Source organism: Pseudoalteromonas sp. APC 3495 (assembly GCF_030407645.1).
GTDB lineage: Bacteria > Pseudomonadota > Gammaproteobacteria > Enterobacterales > Alteromonadaceae > Pseudoalteromonas > Pseudoalteromonas tetraodonis.
In genome coordinates, this window is record NZ_JASDDA010000001.1 from 72,102 (window position 1) to 90,598 (window position 18,497).

The following is an 18,497-nucleotide window of genomic DNA, read 5'->3' on the forward strand; positions in this document are numbered from 1 at the left end:
CTCATTTTCTTCTCATTCAAGTCTCTCAGTTCATACTGTTTTTATGATCAATTTACAAAGAGAGCGAAGAGACGCTGCGCTTTTAGAGAAGTGATCTAAACCATAACTTTCATCTGCAACCAAAAAACCAAGCTTGGGCATATAAAAAGTATCAACATGCCTACACTAAGCAAGTTGCCTTTAAAGAGATTAAAGTCATCAAAAATTCTGTGCCATTTATATTTAAATAAATACCTACCCACAAAAATATCTAAACTAAGCATTATTATTAGCCACATTGAGCCTAATTTAAAACAATCTAGGTAATTTGTAGGGGCAACCCATGGCAGGGCTAACCAAGCTATAGCAAAAATAATGGCGATGCCTGAGAGTAAACTAAGTGTTTTAGCGCGTCGTTGCCCATATAATCGATGCAGAACTCGCACCCGAATGTTGCCATTAATTATCTCGCCTAAAGCAAGTAATAAGCCTATGGCTAGAGCTTTTAATAACATGATGATTTCCTTATATTACAAGGGCCAACAGTTAAACATTTATTTTAAATAGTTTACATCAATACCCAATTAAAGAGCCATTAGTAAGCCTTTTAATTTATAACTATCGGTATTTGTTGTTATTGTGCGCACTTTTTTATAAGGTGAACTTTGCTTATAAAAATAACAACGGGATCAACCTATGAAAACTCTACAACAACAACTTGGCCAGTATGGCTTGTATCATCGTTCAAAGCGTAACGTATTAACTCACTTTTTTGGTATTCCACTGATTGTATTTGCTGCATTGTGCTTACTAGCGCGTGTTGAAATTCCTCTAGGGAGTTTTAATGTCGATGGGGCGCAGCTTTTTGTCCTTGTCAGTGTGGTTTACTATTTTATGCTTAGCTTTTCGCTAGGTTTAATCATGGGCATCATTTTTACTTTATTGTTAGTGGCAGCGCAGCCTATCGCCGCAATGCCCTTTACATCTTGGCTGACGATTGGTGTGGGTGTGTTTGTATTTGGCTGGGTGTTACAGTTTATTGGTCATTATTTTGAAGGCAAAAAGCCCGCCTTTGTTGATGATTTAGTGGGTTTAATTATTGGCCCTTTGTATGTCACCGCAGAGCTGTTATTTTTAATGGGTTTTTATAAAAATTTAGAACAGCAAGTTAATGAAATAGCGGGCCCAACTAAAGCATAATCAGTCAAAGACTATAAGGTAAACCATGGATTATAATAATAAAACAGTGTGGATCACCGGTGCATCATCAGGTATTGGTGAAGAGCTTGCAAAACAATTTGCAGAGCAAGGTGCGAAGGTTATTTTATCAGCGCGAAATATCGATAAACTCAACCAAGTAAAAGACGAGATAAAAGGCGAGGGGCATCGTGTTATTCCCCTTGATTTATCAAAGCCCGAAACTGTACTGCAGGATGTATCAGCGCAAATAGATAGCTTAGGCCCAATTGATATTTTAATAAATAATGGTGGCGTATCACAGCGTAGTTTATTTTTAGAAAATGACTTTAAAGTGTACCGCCAACTCATGGAAGTAAATTACTTTGGTTTAATTGCACTCACTAAAGCAGTGCTACCTTCAATGGTGGCGCGAAAAAGCGGCTCTGTAGTGGCTATTAGTAGCGTGGCAGGCAAAGTGGGCTCTAAGTTTAGAACGGGTTATTCAGGCAGTAAATACGCTGTAGTAGGCTTTATGGATTGCTTACGCGCCGAAGTCGCGCAGCACAATATACATTGCTTAACTATTTGCCCTGGCTCAATTAAAACAGCGATTGCCCATAATTCATTGAACGGGCAAGGAGAGGCACAAAACAAACCTGAGCCTTCAATAGAAAATGGTATGAATGTAAATGTAGCCGCATCGAAAATGCTCACCGCAATCTATAATAAAAAAGACGAAGTGGTAATAGGCCAAGGGTTAAGCGGTTGGGCACCGTTTATAAAACGGTTTTTCCCTAGTTTATTTAATCGATTAACCGCTAAGGTAGAATATAAATAACTAAGTACAGTACTTAAACACCAGCATTGAGCCCCTGAGCGCAATGCTGATTCGTGTAAAGTTAATAGCTATTTTTGTACTTTCCAAGGTGGGTTTAATCGATTTTCTCCAGCTTTGTAGAGTTTAATTTTATTGCCTGAAGGGTCTCTTAAAATCGCTTCTTTCCATAGATACCTTTGCTCTGTGGGTTGCTGTTCGAATACGATCCCCTTTTTGATCAACTGTTGGCACAATTGCTCAAGGTCATCGTTTTCAAAATAAATTACAGAATGATTTTCAAAAAATTCACTCTCTAGAGACAATGAAAATGTAGAGTCACCTTCAGGGCAACTAAAACGTGCATAATGAGGTGTGTCAACAATTTGGGTAAAGCCAAGTGAGCGATAAAAACTCACCGCTTCATTCATATCTTTGACTGGCAAAGTTACTTGATTCAGTTTCATGTAAACTCCCACTACAAAAAAATAGATAAATTTATGGCGATTTACTTTCGCCCTGGCTCATGTCCCTCATAACGAGGAAGCTGAGCATCTAAATCTTCCCAATTAGCTTTTGAGGTGATGAAATTGTGCGATATTGGTCGCTCTGTAATATCGCAGGTCAACGCGCCTAATCGAAGGCGATATCTTTGAGGAGATTGTGCATTAGCACTATAAATTGGTGCACCACAGGTTTTACAAAAGTACTTACGTTTACCTTCACTACTTTGGTAAAAGGTGAGGGTTCCGTTTTTGTCAGTTAACGTCAACTCGCTGGCATTAATAAACCCATTGGTAGCAAAGGCACTGCCACTGGCCTTACGGCAAAGCGAACAATGACAATGGATAATATCAGTAACATTACCATTAATTGAAAAATTGATTGAGCCACATAAACAACTACCTGTGTACATCTGTATTCCTTGGTTTATATAATTTGTTCGTTATATTGTATTCTTGCCAGTAAATTGTTGACGCTTTATGGCTTGATTACACCCCACTAAAAATGCTTTTCTCGTATCCACATAACCATTAGCGCTTAAATGGTTTGCTATTTCAAACAATTCATCAAGTCCTTGTCGTATTAGGTAAATAATTTCACTAATTAACTTTAATGTAAACAACTGATTATGCGAGAAATAAAATGGCTTTTGAGTGTCGCACTAATAGGGCTGTAATAACGTGATGGGGGAAATGCAAAGTGAACTTATAAGAAGTGTATCTAATTTTACTTAGTTGGATAAATGTTTATCGAAGTTATTTAGTCGGGGAAATACAAACCCCGCACTGTTAATGCGGGGGATAAGTTTAAACTTATTAGGTTTAATGTTTACTTGGCTTTTTTGGCTTCGAGCGCTTCTATTTCATTCCAAATTTTTTCAGCCTCGTCGGTTAACATAGCGTAGCTTTTTATATCGCCTTTTCTTTGCGCTTGCATGCCTTGTTCTAATTTTGCGTCGTATTCTTTACGTAATTTTTTGATTGGATCTGGCTTTAAAAATGAAAACATCAACACCCTCGTTGTTTATTAGCTAGTTACATTAACAATACGCAGTGAAGACGCAAAAAGTTTGCTGTTACTGTAATAGCGTATTAAAAGATTATTGTGGGTCAAGGCGCATAATGCCTTGGCCGTCCAATCCTAAGTAAATAGTGCCATCATCACTTTGTGCTAGACTGCGAATACGACCAATGCCTTCCAGTAATTTACTTTGTTTAACGACATTGCCATCTGCTATTTCAAGTACGCTAATAAACGCGTATTTCATTGAAGCGATTAAAAATTTTCCTTTAAGCTCAGGATATTTGTCACCTTTTACGAGCAGCATGTCTGAAGGAGCAATAGAGGGTGTCCATTGTAATGTGGGCGCTTGCATGCCTGATTTTTCGGTTAAATCGGTAAACGAGGTGCCACTGTAGTTAATACCATAGCTTACCACTGGCCAGCCGTAGTTAGTTTTAGGTTTAATCATATTAAGCTCATCGCCGCCACGGGGGCCGTGTTCGTGTGCCCAAAATACATTATTTTCACCATCGAACCACATGCCTTGTGGGTTACGATGCCCGTATGACCAAATCGCTGGTTTTGCGTCTTTTTGGTTTACAAATGGGTTGTCGGTTGGAATTTTACCATCGTCGTGTAAACGATAAATTTTACCGCCATCGCGGCTTAAATCTTGTGGGTTAATATCTCGTGAGCCGCGATCGCCAATCGAAAAATACACATAGTTTTGGTTATCAAACACAATACGGCTGCCGTAGTGCTGGCCTTTTTTAGAATTATGCTCGCCTTTGTATAATTGTTGTGGCTCGCGTAATTGGCTGTGATCGTTACTTAATTTTGCGCGCATAAGTGCGGTGTTACTGCCAGCACCGTCACCTTCACTGCTTGAGTAAGTGATATACAGCCATTGATTATTAGCAAAATCAGGATGCAGCTCTAAATCAAGTAGGCCGCCTTGGCCGTTGGCATCAATTTTAGGTAGCCCAGAAATTTTAGTTAAGCTGGTGGTATTTTTACGCAATAAATATAAGGTGCCACTGCGCTCGGTTATTAATAAATCACCGTTTGGTAGAGCCTCAATAGCCCAGGGAATAGAAACCCCTTGGGCAACAGTGACCGGTTTTACATTAAGCGCTAATTTATCTAGTTCTTTAAAATCAACTGCATGAGCACTAAGGCTGGTAAGCGCCGAAAATGCCAATGCACAACTGGCTGTGGCGAGTGTAGAAAATTTTTTACGCGTTGTTACTTTGTTCATAATGGCTTCCAAAATTAACTAAATTTTAACCACCTTAGCACGCTATTAATCACAGTGTTAAGTATTTGGGATGAATGAAATTGCACGCTATTTAACCGCTTTAATGTTGGTTTTTAGCTTAATGAGTTTGTTTATGTCCCTCAGGTGTTTAACTAACTTTACGGGTATAGGAATTAAAGACCGCTTTAAAAAAATTGAATAATTACTCTATTAGGGTTGAAATTTAAAAATTCGAGCGTACACTTGTGCGCTGAAAGTTTAGCTTACACGTGTAGGCTCAAACATTTAAAGCCCAGCACATGTGTTTGCGTGAATTCGCTTAACACAAAGTGATGGGTAGTCGATTTAAGTAGAGAATTAATAACCATGCTAACTTCGGTATTAGACCAATTTTCAAAATGGTTTTTACACCATCAAAGCTTTGCCGCTTACATAGAGCCTTTAATACAGGTCGTTAAACCTGCATGGCGAGCCGGCTTTTTTCGTGCGCAAATTGTTGATGTACACGCGTTGAGTGGTCAGTTTTTAAGTGTAACGCTTAAACCCAATAAACAGTGGCGCGCCCACATTGCGGGCCAGCATATTAGTTTAACGCTTGAGCTCAACGGGCGTTTGCTTACCCGTGTATTTACGATTGCTTGCAGCCCCGCGCAATACAAAGCAACCGGATTGCTGCGAGTTTTAATTAAAACCAATGAGCAAGGACGTTTTACAGCTCAGTTGCAAAGCACATTAAAGGCGCCGTCGTGGTGTAATATTTCTGCGCCAAGTGGCGACTTTGTATTTAAAAGCTGGCATAAAGCCAGCACCTTTGTTGCTGGTGGCTCGGGTATTACACCTATGCTGGCAATGCTTAGCCAGCAATTAGCAAATACTCAGCACACTATCAAATTACTGTATTTTGCAAAAGCTAATGAGCACCAATGCGTTGAAGAACTTGCCGCATTAGCAGAGCGTTATGCGCATTTTTCTTACTTGTTACTCACTCGCGATATGAGCCCGCAATTAACTACGCATATAAACATCGATGACAATCCTGATATTTACTGCTGTGGGCCAGCAGCGTTTATGCAAAAAATTGCACATTTTGCAAACCAGCATCATTTAACCTATTACCAAGAAGCCTTTGGCCTTGCATTGCCAAGCTTAAATGATGACAGTCAATTTACTGTAAAAATTAATAATGATCACCACGACGTAGCAGCGAATGAGGTGTTGTTAACTCAGTTTGAGGCAAAAAAACTACCTGTGCAGCGAGGGTGTGGGATTGGTATTTGTCATCAATGCCAGTGCATTAAAAAAACGGGCGTGGTGCGCAATTTAAAAACCGGTGAGTTATCAGATAACGGCGAGCAGTTAATTCAACTGTGTGTTAGCCAAGCGGTCAGTGATTTGGAGTTACAGCTATGACAACCATAAATTATCAACAATTAGCCGAAGATTTAGATGGCATAAAAATGTCGACGTTTGCCAAAGTAGGGCAAAAGGATGCTAATTATATACGCTCTATTGTCCGCAAGCAGCGACTGTGCGAAATAGGTGGGCGCATTTTATTAATGCTTGGTTTTGTACAGCCTTTATTGTGGGTGGCGGGTGTGTTGTTACTGGCTTTGGCTAAAATTCTCGACAACATGGAAATTGGCCACAATGTAATGCATGGTCAATACGATTGGATGAACGACAAACAGCTTAATTCAAAAACATACGAGTGGGATATAGCCTGCGACGGCCAAAGTTGGAACCGAGTACACAATTTTGAGCACCATACTTACACTAATATTATTGGCAAAGACCGCGATTTTGGTTATGGCTTATTAAGATTAAGTAATGACTTTAAATGGCGTTTAAAAAATACTTGGCAGTTTATTACCTATTTAAATTTAAGTGTGCTATTTCAGTGGGGCGTGTCGTACCATGAGCTGGCGGGTGAGCGTGTGTTTATAGGTAAAAAGAAGCCAAACCGCAAAGGGGCTGTAGCGCATAGTACGTTAAAAAAACGCTTTTTTAGTAAAGGGGCGCGCCAATTAATTAAAGACTATGTGCTGTTTCCACTTTTAGCGGGGCCTCTGTTTTTATGGGTGCTAAGCGGTAACTTATTGGCGAACCTAATTCGTAATTTATGGACATCAACCATTATTTTTTGTGGCCATTTTACCGAGCAAACGCATACCTTTTACGAGCAAGATTGTGAAAACGAAAGCCAGGGTCAGTGGTATTATCGCCAAGCGCTTGGGTCGTCAAACATTAAAGGGGCGCGTTGGTTTCATATTTTAACGGGGCATTTAAGTTTTCAAATTGAACACCACTTATTTCCTGATATGCCATCGTCACGCTACCAAGAAATAGCACCACAAGTGCAAGCTGCTTTACAAAAGCAGGGCATTGCATACAACACCGGCGGTTTTTTTCACCAATATACCTCGGTGTTAAAACGTATATTTCGTTATTCATTTAAATAGAGGTTAATAAAATAGCCGCTACTATAATGTATGCATTAAATAATCAGCTAGCCTTAAATTGTTAGCTGATTATTGCATTAAAGAGTTAGCAAGTGCTTTTTTGATTAAATAATCATCAGTACATGCAAAAAATTCGTCTAATTAATTTAAAAACAGCCTGTTTTGCTATGGTTAAATAGTAGCGGGTTGTCATACAATGGAGAAAAATAGACCACACAAGAGAGAATAAAAATGGCCGCATTTGGTACTGTGTTTATGCCGCAGATGATTCAAGCTAAGTTTTCTGACAATCAGTGGGGCGAAAGCTCAATTGTTCCTTGCGATAAGCTTGAGTTGCATGCAGGTGCACACGTTCTTCATTATTCAAGTACATGTTTTGAAGGTTTAAAAGCCTTTCGCCATGAAGATGGTTCGGTAAATATTTTTAGAATGGATGCAAATATTGCGCGTATGCAGCAAAGTTCTGAATTATTAAGTTTACCAGCGGTTGATGGCGAGATGCTAAAAACAATGATCATCGATATTGTTCGTGAATACGCCGATGAAACGCCGCTTCCTCCTGGTTCTATGTATATTCGCCCAACCCACATTGGTACTGAAGCTGCCATTGGCAAAGCGGCTGCGCCTTCAATGAGCTCATTGCTTTATACGTTATTATCGCCAGTGGGTGACTACTTTTCAGGTGGTGCTACCGCGTTACGTGTTTTATTAGAAGAAGACGGCATGCGCTGTGCCCCGCATATGGGTATGATTAAAAGCGGTGGTAACTATGCTAGCGCGCTTGGCCCAATATCAGCAGCGCGCACTAAATATAAAGCCGACCAAATTTTATTTTGCCCAGGTGGCGATGTGCAAGAAACCGGCGCGGCCAACTTCATATTAATTGATGGCAACGAAATCATTACTAAAGCACTCGACAGCACCTTTTTACATGGTGTTACTCGTAATAGTATTTTAACCATTGCGAAAGATTTAGGAATGACGGTAAGCGAGCGTAACTTTACCGTAACTGAGCTTTTAGAGCGTGCAGCAAAACCAGGCACTGAAGCAGCACTTTCAGGCACTGCAGCAGTATTAACACCAGTAGGTACGTTTATCCATAACGATAAAGAATACAAAGTGGGTAATGGTGAACCAGGACCAACAACAGCACGTTTACGCCAAGCATTGAACGATATTCAATGGGGTAAAAGTGAAGATACACACGGTTGGTTAACTAAAATCTAATCGGGTTCTAGGGTCTGTTGACCTTTGCGGATTAAAATTTGTTCAAACTAGGGGCGGTTTAATCGCGGCGCGAGGTTTGTAACCTAGTGGGCTAAGTAAAAACCGAGCAACAAAGAGTAAATCGTCCCTAGGCAGAACCCTTCGGGCAGCGCCTGTTTGGCATTGATGCTGCGTTATCGCCTATTTATGGGGAATAACCACACCACATAGGCTCTGCCTTGCCTAAATACCAAACAGACTGCTGCAAATTTAACCTTGAAAGACCAACAGACCCTAATCTATTAAAAAGCCACACTAAATAGTGTGGCTTTTTGTTTTTAGCTGCAGCTTAAAATTTCATTTCAACTTTGCCGTAAACATAGCGGCCATTAAAACCAAATGGCGAAAAGCCCGAGTAAGAGAACAAACGAGAGAAAGTGGTTACATCGCTCACTAAATCCCGAGTTGGATCTGGGTATACATCAAACACATTATTCGCGCCTAAGCTCAGAGTAATGTTGTTATTAAGTGCATAAGCAACATCTAAGTCGGTGATCCACTTTGGCTTGAGCACTTCGTTACGCTCTGGAATTTCTGATGGGTCTTGTGTTTCACCATAGCGAGTGCTGCGAAGTGTGGTACGCCATTCGTTTAGTGTCCATGTAGCGCTTAGGTTGTATTTGTTACGCGGGGTACTTACTTCAAAACGACGCAGTTCATTACCCGAGAACAAATTATCTTGTTCAACACCTACGCTTTGTAGCTCAGCGGGTGGGGCAATAATATTAGTCACTTCGTTTTTGCCGTAGTTATAGCCTAAATTAAATGCTACATCACCGTAGTTATCGGTCATTAGGTTGTAAGAGGCAACCACATCAACGCCACGGGTTTTGCTATCAATCGCGTTTAAGAAAAACCGCCCTTGGTTAGCTCCAGTGCCCTCAAGTAAGCTTGCTACACCTGCACCCGACAGGTTATTTGATAACACAATACGGTCATCAATTAATATTTGGTAATAATCCACAGATAAGCTGAAATTAAAGTCGGTTGACCAGGTAAAACCTACCCCGTAGTTGGTGGCTTCTTCTGCATCTAAGCCCGGTGATCCCAATGCAACGGCTACATCACTACTTGGGGCAAACGTCCCTGTTTGTGTTGGAATACCATCAACAAACACGGTGGCCACTGAAGTAAAATATTGCTGTTGCAGAGAGGGCGCTCTAAAGCCGGTTGATACAGAGCCGCGTAATGCTAAATCTTCTGTTAGCGTATAACGTGTGGCAATTTTACCATTAAGCGTATCGCCAAAATCAGAGTAGTCTTCGTAACGCGCAGCGACGGCAACGTTCCAGTTATCTGTAATAAAGGCTTCTAAATCAATGTAAAGGCTAACATTATGGCGGCTGTTATCACCCGCAGACTCAGGTGTGAAACCTGGGAATACTTGCGAACCTGCAGAGCCAAATGGGCCATTAACTGGGTCGGTTACTGCGCCACCAGGGCCAAAAGTGCCTTGTGCGTATGAGGCTTCTTCGCCTGCCTGAATTTCGTAGCCTTCACGACGATACTCAGCGCCCACTGCGACGTTAATTCCGCTAGCTAAAAAGTCTGCATCAATCTCGCGGCTAAAATCAAGATTAATAGTCAGCTGATCGTAGGTAAGTGTACCGGCATCAAAACTGGTTTGACTGCTAGGTCCATATGAGGTGTTTAAGCTATCAATAACACCAAAGTTAAAGGCATCTTGGCCGTATACAGCAGAAGCGTCGTAATTCCATTCATTAGCAAAACCTTTTACGCCAAGTGCTAATGAAAAATCGTCAATATCTGAGGTGATCACCGGTAAAAAGCCATCAGGATAAATATCTGTTACGTTACGGCTGTCTTGTGCGCGACGATAAAAACCACCGCCTTCGCCTTCACGCTTGCTGTAAGAGCCAAACGAGTAAAGCTCGGCATCGTTAGTTAACTGATAACCGGCATTATAAAACAGCGCGAAGTCTTCAACGGTGCCATTACCAAAGTTATGATTGTAACGATCCCATGTGAACTCACGCGGATCAAGAGAGCCATCAGGTAGGCGGGCGTAATTTTCGCGCTGGTCATAATCAGAGCGATTCGTTGAGCTACGGTCGCGATATTCAGTAGAAATACTTAAAAAGCCGTTATCGCCCAATTCAAACCCCATATTACCTTGCAGGGTTAAGGTGTGGCCGTCGGTAAGCGAACGGTCGCTGCCTTCATTAAAGGCTAAGTTGCCATTGGCATCTTCAGAAACGGATTCTAGTTGAGGCACACCCTGCATTTCGGTGATGTTTGCTCCATATACAGCACCTAGGCTGCCGCCACTGCTATTACTTTTAAGGACAATATTAATCACACCGGCAATGGCGTCTGAGCCATATTGCGCAGCGGCACCATCGCGCAATACTTCTATTCGCTCAATGGCATTGGCTGGAATAGCGTTTAAATCAACCGATGATGACCCACGACCGGTTGAACCATTTAAATTAAGCAGTGCATTACTATGGCGACGTTTACCATTTACGAGCACTAAGGTGTGATCAGGTGCTAAGCCACGCAGTTGAGCGGGGCGCACATGGTCGCTGCCATCGGTGATTGATGGCTGAGGGAAATTAAAGCTTGGTAATAAAGTGCTCAGTAGTGCATTGGTTTCAGTTTGCCCTGAACTTTTTAGGGCATCACCGCTAATGATATCAATCGGAACTGGGCTGTCTTCAACTGTGCGGCCGAGTCGGCGAGAGCCAATTACACTAATTTGTTCAATATTTTCTTCTGCTTGTGTTTCTTGCTGTGCGGCATTTACCGACCACGAGCCAAGTAGTGCAGCGGCAACACTGAGTGTAATGGTTTTTTTTGCTGTAAATAGCTGTTTTAGTTGCATGATTAGTTTCCCTCATTCAATGCTCTACAGGTAATTCAATTGTTAATGAACTAATTGAAATTTCTGTTGTCAAGGTAGACCATTTTTACAACCAAGGTCAATTGAATTACATTCAATCTACAATTTATTTACAGCGGCAGGTGGACTATTTGAGTAGCCTGTAGCGTAAGTCGCCATTTACCATTTAATTTTACCTGTGAGCATATCTTTAAACATTACCCAATCGCCCCATAAACTATATAACGGGTGCTTAAATGTAGCAGGGCGGTTTTTTTCAAAAAAGAAATGCCCAACCCACGCAAAGCCATAACCAATCACTGGTAATAACCATAACAACATAAGTTGTGAGCTAAAAAACGCATAACCTGCCAGTAACAGTACTAAACTACTGCCTATAAAATGCAATCTACGGCAGGTTTGATTACGATGCTCTTTTAAGTAATAAGGGTAAAAGCGTTTAAAGCTTTTAAAGGATTGGGTTTCTGTCATTACTTAGCCTATTGGTGTTTAAACGTTGTTCATTAATGTATTTAAGCGTAACTAAGCGCAGGTTAACAGCGATAAATGACGTTTACCGCATCTTAATAGACAAAAGCAGGAAAAGTTAATAACTTAGAGTGATTATCAACAAGGAAATAAAATAACAATGCTAAAAAAAACACTTACCTGTGCGGTTGTAATCGCACTTGCGGGTTGTTCACAACCTGCAGAAAACACCTCTCAAAATGAAGTAAAAACAGCAATGAAAGCAGTTAACTCTCTAGATTACCCTGAAACTAAAAAAGGCACAGTGGTTGACACTTACTTTGGTGAAAATGTGGCTGATCCGTATCGTTGGTTAGAAGATGATATGAGTGATGAAACGGCTCAATGGGTTAAAACACAAAATAACCTAACCTTTTCATATTTAGAGCAAATACCGTACAGAGATACGTTAAAGCAGCGCCTTGAAAAGTTAATGAACTACGAAAAAATCAGCGCGCCGTTCACCGAAGGTGATTACACCTATTTTTACAAAAATGATGGCCTGCAAAATCAGTACGTTTTATACCGCAGTAAAGACGGCGGCGAGGCTGAGATTTTCTTAGATCCTAATACCTTTAGTGAAGATGGTACCACTTCAATGTCGGGCTTATCATTTTCAGAAGATGGCTCATTGTTAGCATACCAAATATCGGAAGGTGGCAGTGATTGGCGTAAAATCATTGTTATAGACACCGAAACCAAAGAGCAAGTAGAGCAAGCACTGGTTGATGTTAAATTTAGTGGCGTAAGTTGGTTGGCAAATGATGGTTTTTATTATTCAAGCTACGACAAACCAGAAGGCAGTGAGCTTTCTGCAAAAACTGATCAACATAAAGTGTACTATCATAAATTAGGCCAAGCCCAAAGCGAGGATGCGCTAGTATTTGGCGATACCGCTGAGCAAAAACATCGTTATGTGGGCGCTAAAGCGACCAAAGATGGCCGTTATTTGTTTATTAGTGCTAGCGTATCGACCTCAGGCAATAAATTATTTATTAAAGATTTAACTAAGCCAGATAGCGAGTTTGTTACCGTAGTGGGTAATACCGACTCTGATACCAGCGTGATTGATAACGAAGGCAGCAAGCTATTTTTGGTTACTAACTTAAATGCTCCAAATAAAAAAGTAGTGACGGTTGATGCAAGCAACCCGCAACCTGAAAACTGGCAAGACTTTATTCCAGAAACCGAAAACGTACTTAATGTAACGCTTGGCGGTAACACATTCTTTGCCAACTGCATGGTTGATGCTATCTCTAAAGTGAAGCAGTACAACAAGCAGGGCGAATTGATCCGCGATATTAGTTTACCAGGGGTCGGTACGGCGGGTGGTTTTGGCGGTAAAAAAGAGCAAACTACGCTTTATTACTCATTTACTAACTACAAAACACCCGGCACGACTTACAGCTTTGATGTACAAAGTGGTGAGTCAAAAGTATATCGTAAGTCAGGGATTGATTTTAACAGCGATAAGTATACCTCTGAGCAAGTATTTTATACCTCTAAAGATGGCACTAAAGTACCGATGATTATTACTTACAAAAGTGATATTAAATTAGACGGTAGCAACCCAACTATTTTATATGGCTATGGTGGCTTTAATATAAGCTTAACACCTCGCTTTAGCTCTACAACAGCGGCTTGGCTTGAGCAAGGCGGCGTATACGCAGTGGCAAACATTCGTGGTGGTGGTGAGTATGGTAAAGAGTGGCATAAAGCAGGTACGCAATTGCAAAAGCAAAATGTATTTGACGACTTTATTGCTGCTGCACAATACTTACAAGATAAAAAATACACCTCTAAAAAGCGCCTAGCACTGCGAGGTGGTTCAAACGGCGGGTTATTAGTCGGTGCCGTAATGACCCAGCGACCTGACTTATTTCAAGTGGCGTTACCTGCGGTAGGCGTACTCGATATGCTTCGTTATCATACTTTTACAGCGGGTGCTGGCTGGGCATACGATTACGGTACTAGCGACCAAAGTAAAGAAATGTTTGATTACTTAAAAGGCTACTCGCCAATTCATAATGTAAAAGCAGGGGTTGAATATCCGGCGACGATGATCACTACAGGCGATCATGATGACCGCGTTGTACCGTCGCATTCATTTAAATTTGCAGCAGAGCTTCAAGCGAAGCAAGCGGGCACTAATCCAACGCTTATTCGTATTGAAACCAATGCAGGCCACGGTGCGGGTACGCCAACCAGTAAAATTATTGACCTTTATGCCGACATGTACGGTTTTACGCTTTACAACATGGGCATTAAATCACTTTAATGTGACTTTATAAGCTAACGAAAAGCCGAGTTACTTAAGTGACTCGGCTTTTTTTTATGCTCACTACTTTATTGTATGGGAGAGAACAACCGTTGATAAGTTTTATAAGCGTATTCGTCACTCATACCGCTTAAGTAGTCACAAATAATTCGCATGCCTTGATGGTGTTTTTCGGCTTCTAGGTAAAGTGCTTGCGTGGTTTCGGGTAATAACCGCATTGGATCGCTGGCAAATGCGGTAAACAGTTCAATAAGCAGGTTCTGCCCTTTAAATTCTATTTGTTGCATTTGTGGGTCGCGTATCAAGCGTTGAAATACAAAATGTTTAAGTATTTGTAATACGTTTTCGTATTGCTGATCTAATTTAGCGGTGTGCTTTAAAATAGGGCATTCAAAGGCATCGTTTTGTATGTCTAAATGAATATGAATAATAAAGGTATTTACTAATTCACCAATGGCATCTTTGCGTTCATGTTCGTGCTTTGAAAATAATCGCTCTGTAAGTGATTTAAGTAGCGTATTTAACCAATCATAGTTGAGTGCTTGTAAGTGCGGCAATGCATGGGTTAACCAATCGTCTAGGCTTAACACATCGGTGGCTATGGCATCTTCAAGGTCGTGTACGGCATAGGCAATGTCATCAGCCAGTTCCATAATGGCACTATCGAGAGATTTATAGCGTGTTTTAGCTCGGTATGAATCTACAATATTTTGGCTGGTTAATAATGCTTTATCGTTTTGACTCAGTGGCTCAATGATCCAATTAAATATAGGTGCATCGTCATTGTAAATACCTTTAGCAGGTCGCCAGTCGTCGGCTTTTATAAACGCGCGTTGTTTATCTACTTTGGGAATGTTGTACCACAACTGATCGATAAAACCAGGGTACTTTATAAACCCTAATAATGTGCGCCTTGTTAAGTTCATGCCATAGCCATTACTATAAGGCTCTAGTTTGGCGACTATTCGTAGTGTTTGTGCGTTACCTTCAAACCCGCCATGATCACGCATCATGTAGTTAAGCGCAATTTCTCCGCCGTGCCCAAAGGGCGGATGGCCGATGTCGTGCGCTAAACATAAGGTTTCGAGTAATCCGGTTGATGGAAAATGTTCAAAACGAGGGTGCTGGGCTTTTAAGTGACGTAATATGCCCGTGCCTATTTGCGATACTTCTAAAGAATGGGTAAGACGTGTGCGATAAAAGTCATTTAAACCAATACCCATTATTTGAGTTTTGGCTTGAAGGCGTCTAAATGCTGCAGCATGAATAATTCGAGAGCGGTCTATTTGCCAAGGAGAGCGGTTATCGTTTGGGCGGTGCTTATATTGTTCAATTATTCTATTTTGCCACTGTTTATCCATGTCACAACCTATCTCTATATCTACGACTTTAACGCTTAGTATATTATAAATAACTCACAATAGGCGTATGAATTTTATTCAGTTGTTCGGTATTCGCGTTTATAAAGTGGCTTAGGTATAATGAGTGTTCGTATGTATGTGACTACACCATACATAACTTAGAGTTTAATTGAGATAATACATGTTAAAAACTATTTTTCAGTTGTTGTTAGCCGCCCTTGTTATTTGGGCACTTACTCATCCATTTATACAAACTGATGAGTTTGTTTCAGATGAACAAACACGTGCTGACGACATTAAAAAAGAAAAGAAGAAAGAAAAACCATTGCACAATGTTAAGTTGCCAAAATTCTCAGAATACACCGATGTAAAAGAGAAAAAGCATGCGTTTTTTAACTTCATTAAGCCCCATGTAGAAGCCGAAAACAAAAAGATTTTACAGCAACGTGCAAACATTGAAATTGCGCGCATGATGCTAGAACACGACGAGCCGTTAAGTAAAAAACAAGCGAGCGATATTAAAAAAATACTTAAATTATACCGCTTACCTGAAACCTTAGACACGCTTACACTAACTCAAGCGCTGCGCCGTGTAGATATTATTCCTAAAGAACTTGCCCTAATGCAAGCTGCTAATGAGTCGGCATGGGGTACCTCACGCTTTGCCCGAATAGGCTTAAACTTTTTTGGCCAATGGTGCTACAAAAAAGGCTGTGGCATGGTGCCAAGAAGACGTAATAATGAAGCCGAGCATGAAGTGGCTGCATTTAAATCGGTTCGCGCTGCTGTAACGTCATATTTTAGAAATATTAATACGCATAATGCCTATAAACAATTACGCAGTATACGTGAAGATTTACGCGCACAGCAAAAGCCAATTAAGGCGACTAAGCTAACCCTTGGGCTGATGTCCTACTCAGAGCGTGGTGAAGCGTATATTGAAGAGCTAAATACGATGATCAATCAAAACCGAGCGTACTTTGATGAATAAACCAGTATTAAAATTAGTTACGACTATAGCGACCTGCTTTTTAGCAATAGCGGCAAATAACACCTATGCTAAAGAGTTTGTTATGTCGTATGACGGTTTTTACGACCGTTTAAAAGTAGTAAACAAAGGCGATTTTCAGTATGCCCGCGTAAACTTTTATATTAGCGATATTGGTACTAACGAAGTATGTAGTATCAAAAGCGGGACTATTTTAACTGAAAAAAATGAGTACCCGCTTAATTACACTGACAAAGCGCAACTGTTATTACCGTATGATAAGCAGCTTGATACTGACAAAGCGGTGATTGTGGTTCAGCCTAAAAATCCGGTTCATGATTGTCAGTTAAAGCTTCAAATAGAGGCCAACGAGCTAGAAGGGCTAACCTTTTCAAAGCAATCATTATTAACCATTAATAATGAGCTTGAAGCGCTTTTAACAGACTTGTCGGGCTTTTTTGTTAGCAAACTAATGTGGTTTTTACTGCCTGAGCAAAAAGGGGTGGTTGTTACTTTTAACGCGCCTAAACAATTTGATGATGAGCGCATAACATGCGAAGAATCAGTATGTTATTTTGAAGTAACAGACAGCTGGCAAAACGACACCAAAGTATTGGCTGATATAAACGAGGTAATTAAAGTAACGCCTTGGATCAGTAAGTAATAAAATTAATTGGTTTGATTATAAAGCGGGGTCAGGTTTGACCCCGCTTTTTTATCGTTAAATTAAATAATGGCAGAGGGGCTATTCATGAGTGCGCTTTTTTCATCATGAGTAACAACTTTATTTCGGCCCGTTTCTTTAGCAAGGTAAAGGCGTTTATCAGCTTGCAATAGCAGCTCTTGCATATTTAAATCGCGAATAAGTGCGCTACTTACTCCAGCACTAACAGACAGTGCAATACTATTACCGTTAAAATAAAAGGGATATTGATCAATACTTCTGCATAGCTTTTGGGCTAACTGCCTTGCTTGAGTAAGATTTTTTTGGTTAAGGAAAATAGCAAACTCTTCTCCGCCAATTCGAGCGGTAATGCCTGCTTCAAAAAACAATTCGTTAATATGTTGTGCAATCCACTTTATTGCTTCGTCGCCAGTTTCATGGCCATATTGGTCGTTCACTTGTTTAAAAAGATCGATGTCGAGCATAATTAACGACACTCTGCTGTTAAGCGGTGCAGTGTGGGTTATTTTTTTACATAGGCGGAAAAAGCCTCGCCTGTTTAATAATTGTGTGAGCGGATCGTGATTCGCTAAGTTTATTAGTTTTGATTCTTCATTGGCAAAAGCAATAAACGGCAGAATTAACGCACTGGCTGTGGTTAAAAATAAATGCGAGACCAATAATAGTTGTAACCCTGCGGCTAATTTCGCCTGACTAATTTGGCTAAAGTAGGGTAAAACAAGGAGTACAACTTGCAACAGCATTACTACACTGTGTAGTGAAAAGCAGGCAATTAGTAGTCGTTGCTGTACTTTTGCAACACTGGGGGTTTTGATCATTAAATAGGCCGCGTAGCTAAATAGTACGGCAGTAATGATACTGGTAATAATTTGCCCCGCATCAATGAGATACACAGCAAGTAGCAATGTGCAACATATAGCACAGGCATAATATAAAGGCGTTAGCTTTACTGCAGGCACCGTACTTTGTGGTATTAACCCTAAAATAAGCAGGAGTGGGGTTAAAATAATAAACAGGTAAGCAAAAAAGTAAGTTAAAAGTGGATAGTCAATCACCCCTCTCAAACCAATTAGGGTAATAGCGGTTATAAACGAGCAGCAGGCAGTAGCAAAAAATAAAAAGCTAGGTTGTTTTTTATATGAATACACAGAAAAAAAGAACACTGCAATAAACAAGTTAAGAATAAAACAGAGGCTAATTAATGTGGGTAAATGAAGCATGTTTTAGTTGCTCTTTTAGCTGAATAAGAAATAACGCTTAACTCATTATTAGGTAGTAACACTAAAATAGCAAGGGAGTAAAAAGTATTAACTTTATACTCCCTTGCTACAAACTTAACCCTTTAAGGTCAGTC

At 40.5% G+C, this 18,497-nt stretch carries 17 protein-coding genes; 8 read left to right on the top strand and 9 right to left on the bottom strand.

The genetic code is table 11. The features are described from left to right. Window positions 1–95 precede the first annotated feature (95 nt). Complete coding sequence (locus QL984_RS00300; RefSeq protein ID WP_128583787.1) at window positions 96–494, bottom strand: hypothetical protein; 399 nt, start codon at window positions 492–494, stop codon at window positions 96–98. 181 nt (window positions 495–675) lie between these two features. Here QL984_RS00300 and QL984_RS00305 point away from each other — a divergent pair, with 181 nt between their 5' ends. Together QL984_RS00305 and QL984_RS00310 are read left to right on the top strand one after the other, a co-directional pair. Then, complete coding sequence (locus tag QL984_RS00305) at window positions 676–1,179, top strand: Mpo1-like protein (RefSeq protein WP_290171841.1); 504 nt, start codon at window positions 676–678, stop codon at window positions 1,177–1,179. A gap of 25 nt (window positions 1,180–1,204) precedes the next feature. Next, window positions 1,205–1,996, top strand: a complete 792-nt coding sequence (locus tag QL984_RS00310) for an SDR family oxidoreductase (RefSeq protein WP_013465112.1) — start codon at window positions 1,205–1,207, stop codon at window positions 1,994–1,996. Window positions 1,997–2,064: 68 nt separating this feature from the next. Here QL984_RS00310 and QL984_RS00315 read toward each other — a convergent pair whose 3' ends face one another. The 4 genes from QL984_RS00315 to QL984_RS00330 all read right to left on the bottom strand — a co-directional run bounded on the left by QL984_RS00315 (window position 2,065) and on the right by QL984_RS00330 (window position 4,736). Continuing rightward, window positions 2,065–2,439 (bottom strand): VOC family protein, encoded by a 375-nt coding sequence (locus tag QL984_RS00315; protein ID WP_013465111.1) that lies wholly within the window; start codon window positions 2,437–2,439, stop codon window positions 2,065–2,067. 41 nt (window positions 2,440–2,480) lie between these two features. Then, window positions 2,481–2,888, bottom strand: coding sequence for a GFA family protein (locus QL984_RS00320; RefSeq protein ID WP_013465110.1), 408 nt, complete (start codon window positions 2,886–2,888; stop codon window positions 2,481–2,483). Between the two features lie 416 nt (window positions 2,889–3,304). Next, window positions 3,305–3,484, bottom strand: a complete 180-nt coding sequence (locus QL984_RS00325) for a DUF6435 family protein (protein WP_010390276.1) — start codon at window positions 3,482–3,484, stop codon at window positions 3,305–3,307. A gap of 91 nt (window positions 3,485–3,575) precedes the next feature. After that, on the bottom strand, window positions 3,576–4,736 hold the full coding sequence (locus tag QL984_RS00330; RefSeq protein ID WP_036954482.1) for a PQQ-dependent sugar dehydrogenase: 1,161 nt from the start codon (window positions 4,734–4,736) through the stop codon (window positions 3,576–3,578). Between the two features lie 366 nt (window positions 4,737–5,102). On the opposite strand from QL984_RS00330, the gene QL984_RS00335 reads away from it, so the two are divergent. The 3 genes from QL984_RS00335 to QL984_RS00345 all read left to right on the top strand — a co-directional run bounded on the left by QL984_RS00335 (window position 5,103) and on the right by QL984_RS00345 (window position 8,422). Then, the gene (locus QL984_RS00335; RefSeq protein WP_036954485.1) at window positions 5,103–6,146 is read left to right on the top strand and encodes an FAD-binding oxidoreductase; all 1,044 of its coding nucleotides are present in this window, start codon (window positions 5,103–5,105) and stop codon (window positions 6,144–6,146) included. Beyond that, entirely contained in the window at window positions 6,143–7,195 is a 1,053-nt protein-coding gene (locus QL984_RS00340; protein ID WP_036954487.1) for an acyl-CoA desaturase, read from the top strand. The genes QL984_RS00335 and QL984_RS00340 overlap by 4 nt, the downstream gene beginning before the upstream one ends. A 225-nt stretch (window positions 7,196–7,420) precedes the next feature. Beyond that, window positions 7,421–8,422 (top strand): branched-chain amino acid aminotransferase, encoded by a 1,002-nt coding sequence (locus QL984_RS00345; protein WP_288369064.1) that lies wholly within the window; start codon window positions 7,421–7,423, stop codon window positions 8,420–8,422. A gap of 328 nt (window positions 8,423–8,750) precedes the next feature. Here the strand turns inward: QL984_RS00345 and QL984_RS00350 are convergent, their stop codons facing one another. Continuing rightward, window positions 8,751–11,306: a TonB-dependent receptor gene (locus QL984_RS00350; protein ID WP_096038494.1), complete on the bottom strand. Its 2,556-nt coding sequence runs from the start codon at window positions 11,304–11,306 to the stop codon at window positions 8,751–8,753. A 177-nt stretch (window positions 11,307–11,483) separates the two neighbouring features. After that, window positions 11,484–11,795: a DUF962 domain-containing protein gene (locus tag QL984_RS00355; protein WP_013465102.1), complete on the bottom strand. Its 312-nt coding sequence runs from the start codon at window positions 11,793–11,795 to the stop codon at window positions 11,484–11,486. Window positions 11,796–11,952: 157 nt separating this feature from the next. Between QL984_RS00355 and QL984_RS00360 the strand changes: the two genes are divergently transcribed. Continuing rightward, window positions 11,953–14,109, top strand: a complete 2,157-nt coding sequence (locus tag QL984_RS00360) for a prolyl oligopeptidase family serine peptidase (protein WP_290171842.1) — start codon at window positions 11,953–11,955, stop codon at window positions 14,107–14,109. A 68-nt stretch (window positions 14,110–14,177) separates the two neighbouring features. On the opposite strand, the gene QL984_RS00365 is transcribed toward QL984_RS00360, so the two are convergent. Then, window positions 14,178–15,470: an anti-phage deoxyguanosine triphosphatase gene (locus tag QL984_RS00365; RefSeq protein ID WP_024603109.1), complete on the bottom strand. Its 1,293-nt coding sequence runs from the start codon at window positions 15,468–15,470 to the stop codon at window positions 14,178–14,180. 181 nt (window positions 15,471–15,651) lie between these two features. Between QL984_RS00365 and QL984_RS00370 the strand changes: the two genes are divergently transcribed. Next, entirely contained in the window at window positions 15,652–16,461 is an 810-nt protein-coding gene (locus QL984_RS00370) for a glucosaminidase domain-containing protein (RefSeq protein ID WP_013465099.1), read from the top strand. Next, window positions 16,454–17,122, top strand: coding sequence for a DUF2987 domain-containing protein (locus QL984_RS00375; RefSeq protein ID WP_036954503.1), 669 nt, complete (start codon window positions 16,454–16,456; stop codon window positions 17,120–17,122). Before QL984_RS00370 ends, QL984_RS00375 begins: the two co-directional genes overlap by 8 nt. Window positions 17,123–17,184: 62 nt before the next feature. On the opposite strand, the gene QL984_RS00380 is transcribed toward QL984_RS00375, so the two are convergent. Next, on the bottom strand, window positions 17,185–18,363 hold the full coding sequence (locus QL984_RS00380) for a GGDEF domain-containing protein (RefSeq protein WP_138764320.1): 1,179 nt from the start codon (window positions 18,361–18,363) through the stop codon (window positions 17,185–17,187). Between the last annotated feature and the right edge of the window lie 134 nt (window positions 18,364–18,497).

Coding starts and splice junctions, on each gene's coding strand:
- QL984_RS00380 (WP_138764320.1), bottom strand. CDS start 18,363: ATGCTTCATTTACCCACATTAATTAGCCTCTGTTTTATTCTTAACTTG.
- QL984_RS00305 (WP_290171841.1), top strand. CDS start 676: ATGAAAACTCTACAACAACAACTTGGCCAGTATGGCTTGTATCATCGT.
- QL984_RS00340 (WP_036954487.1), top strand. CDS start 6,143: ATGACAACCATAAATTATCAACAATTAGCCGAAGATTTAGATGGCATA.
- QL984_RS00310 (WP_013465112.1), top strand. CDS start 1,205: ATGGATTATAATAATAAAACAGTGTGGATCACCGGTGCATCATCAGGT.
- QL984_RS00365 (WP_024603109.1), bottom strand. CDS start 15,470: ATGGATAAACAGTGGCAAAATAGAATAATTGAACAATATAAGCACCGC.
- QL984_RS00350 (WP_096038494.1), bottom strand. CDS start 11,306: ATGCAACTAAAACAGCTATTTACAGCAAAAAAAACCATTACACTCAGT.
- QL984_RS00375 (WP_036954503.1), top strand. CDS start 16,454: ATGAATAAACCAGTATTAAAATTAGTTACGACTATAGCGACCTGCTTT.
- QL984_RS00360 (WP_290171842.1), top strand. CDS start 11,953: ATGCTAAAAAAAACACTTACCTGTGCGGTTGTAATCGCACTTGCGGGT.
- QL984_RS00335 (WP_036954485.1), top strand. CDS start 5,103: ATGCTAACTTCGGTATTAGACCAATTTTCAAAATGGTTTTTACACCAT.
- QL984_RS00315 (WP_013465111.1), bottom strand. CDS start 2,439: ATGAAACTGAATCAAGTAACTTTGCCAGTCAAAGATATGAATGAAGCG.
- QL984_RS00355 (WP_013465102.1), bottom strand. CDS start 11,795: ATGACAGAAACCCAATCCTTTAAAAGCTTTAAACGCTTTTACCCTTAT.
- QL984_RS00320 (WP_013465110.1), bottom strand. CDS start 2,888: ATGTACACAGGTAGTTGTTTATGTGGCTCAATCAATTTTTCAATTAAT.
- QL984_RS00325 (WP_010390276.1), bottom strand. CDS start 3,484: ATGTTTTCATTTTTAAAGCCAGATCCAATCAAAAAATTACGTAAAGAA.
- QL984_RS00300 (WP_128583787.1), bottom strand. CDS start 494: ATGTTATTAAAAGCTCTAGCCATAGGCTTATTACTTGCTTTAGGCGAG.
- QL984_RS00330 (WP_036954482.1), bottom strand. CDS start 4,736: ATGAACAAAGTAACAACGCGTAAAAAATTTTCTACACTCGCCACAGCC.
- QL984_RS00370 (WP_013465099.1), top strand. CDS start 15,652: ATGTTAAAAACTATTTTTCAGTTGTTGTTAGCCGCCCTTGTTATTTGG.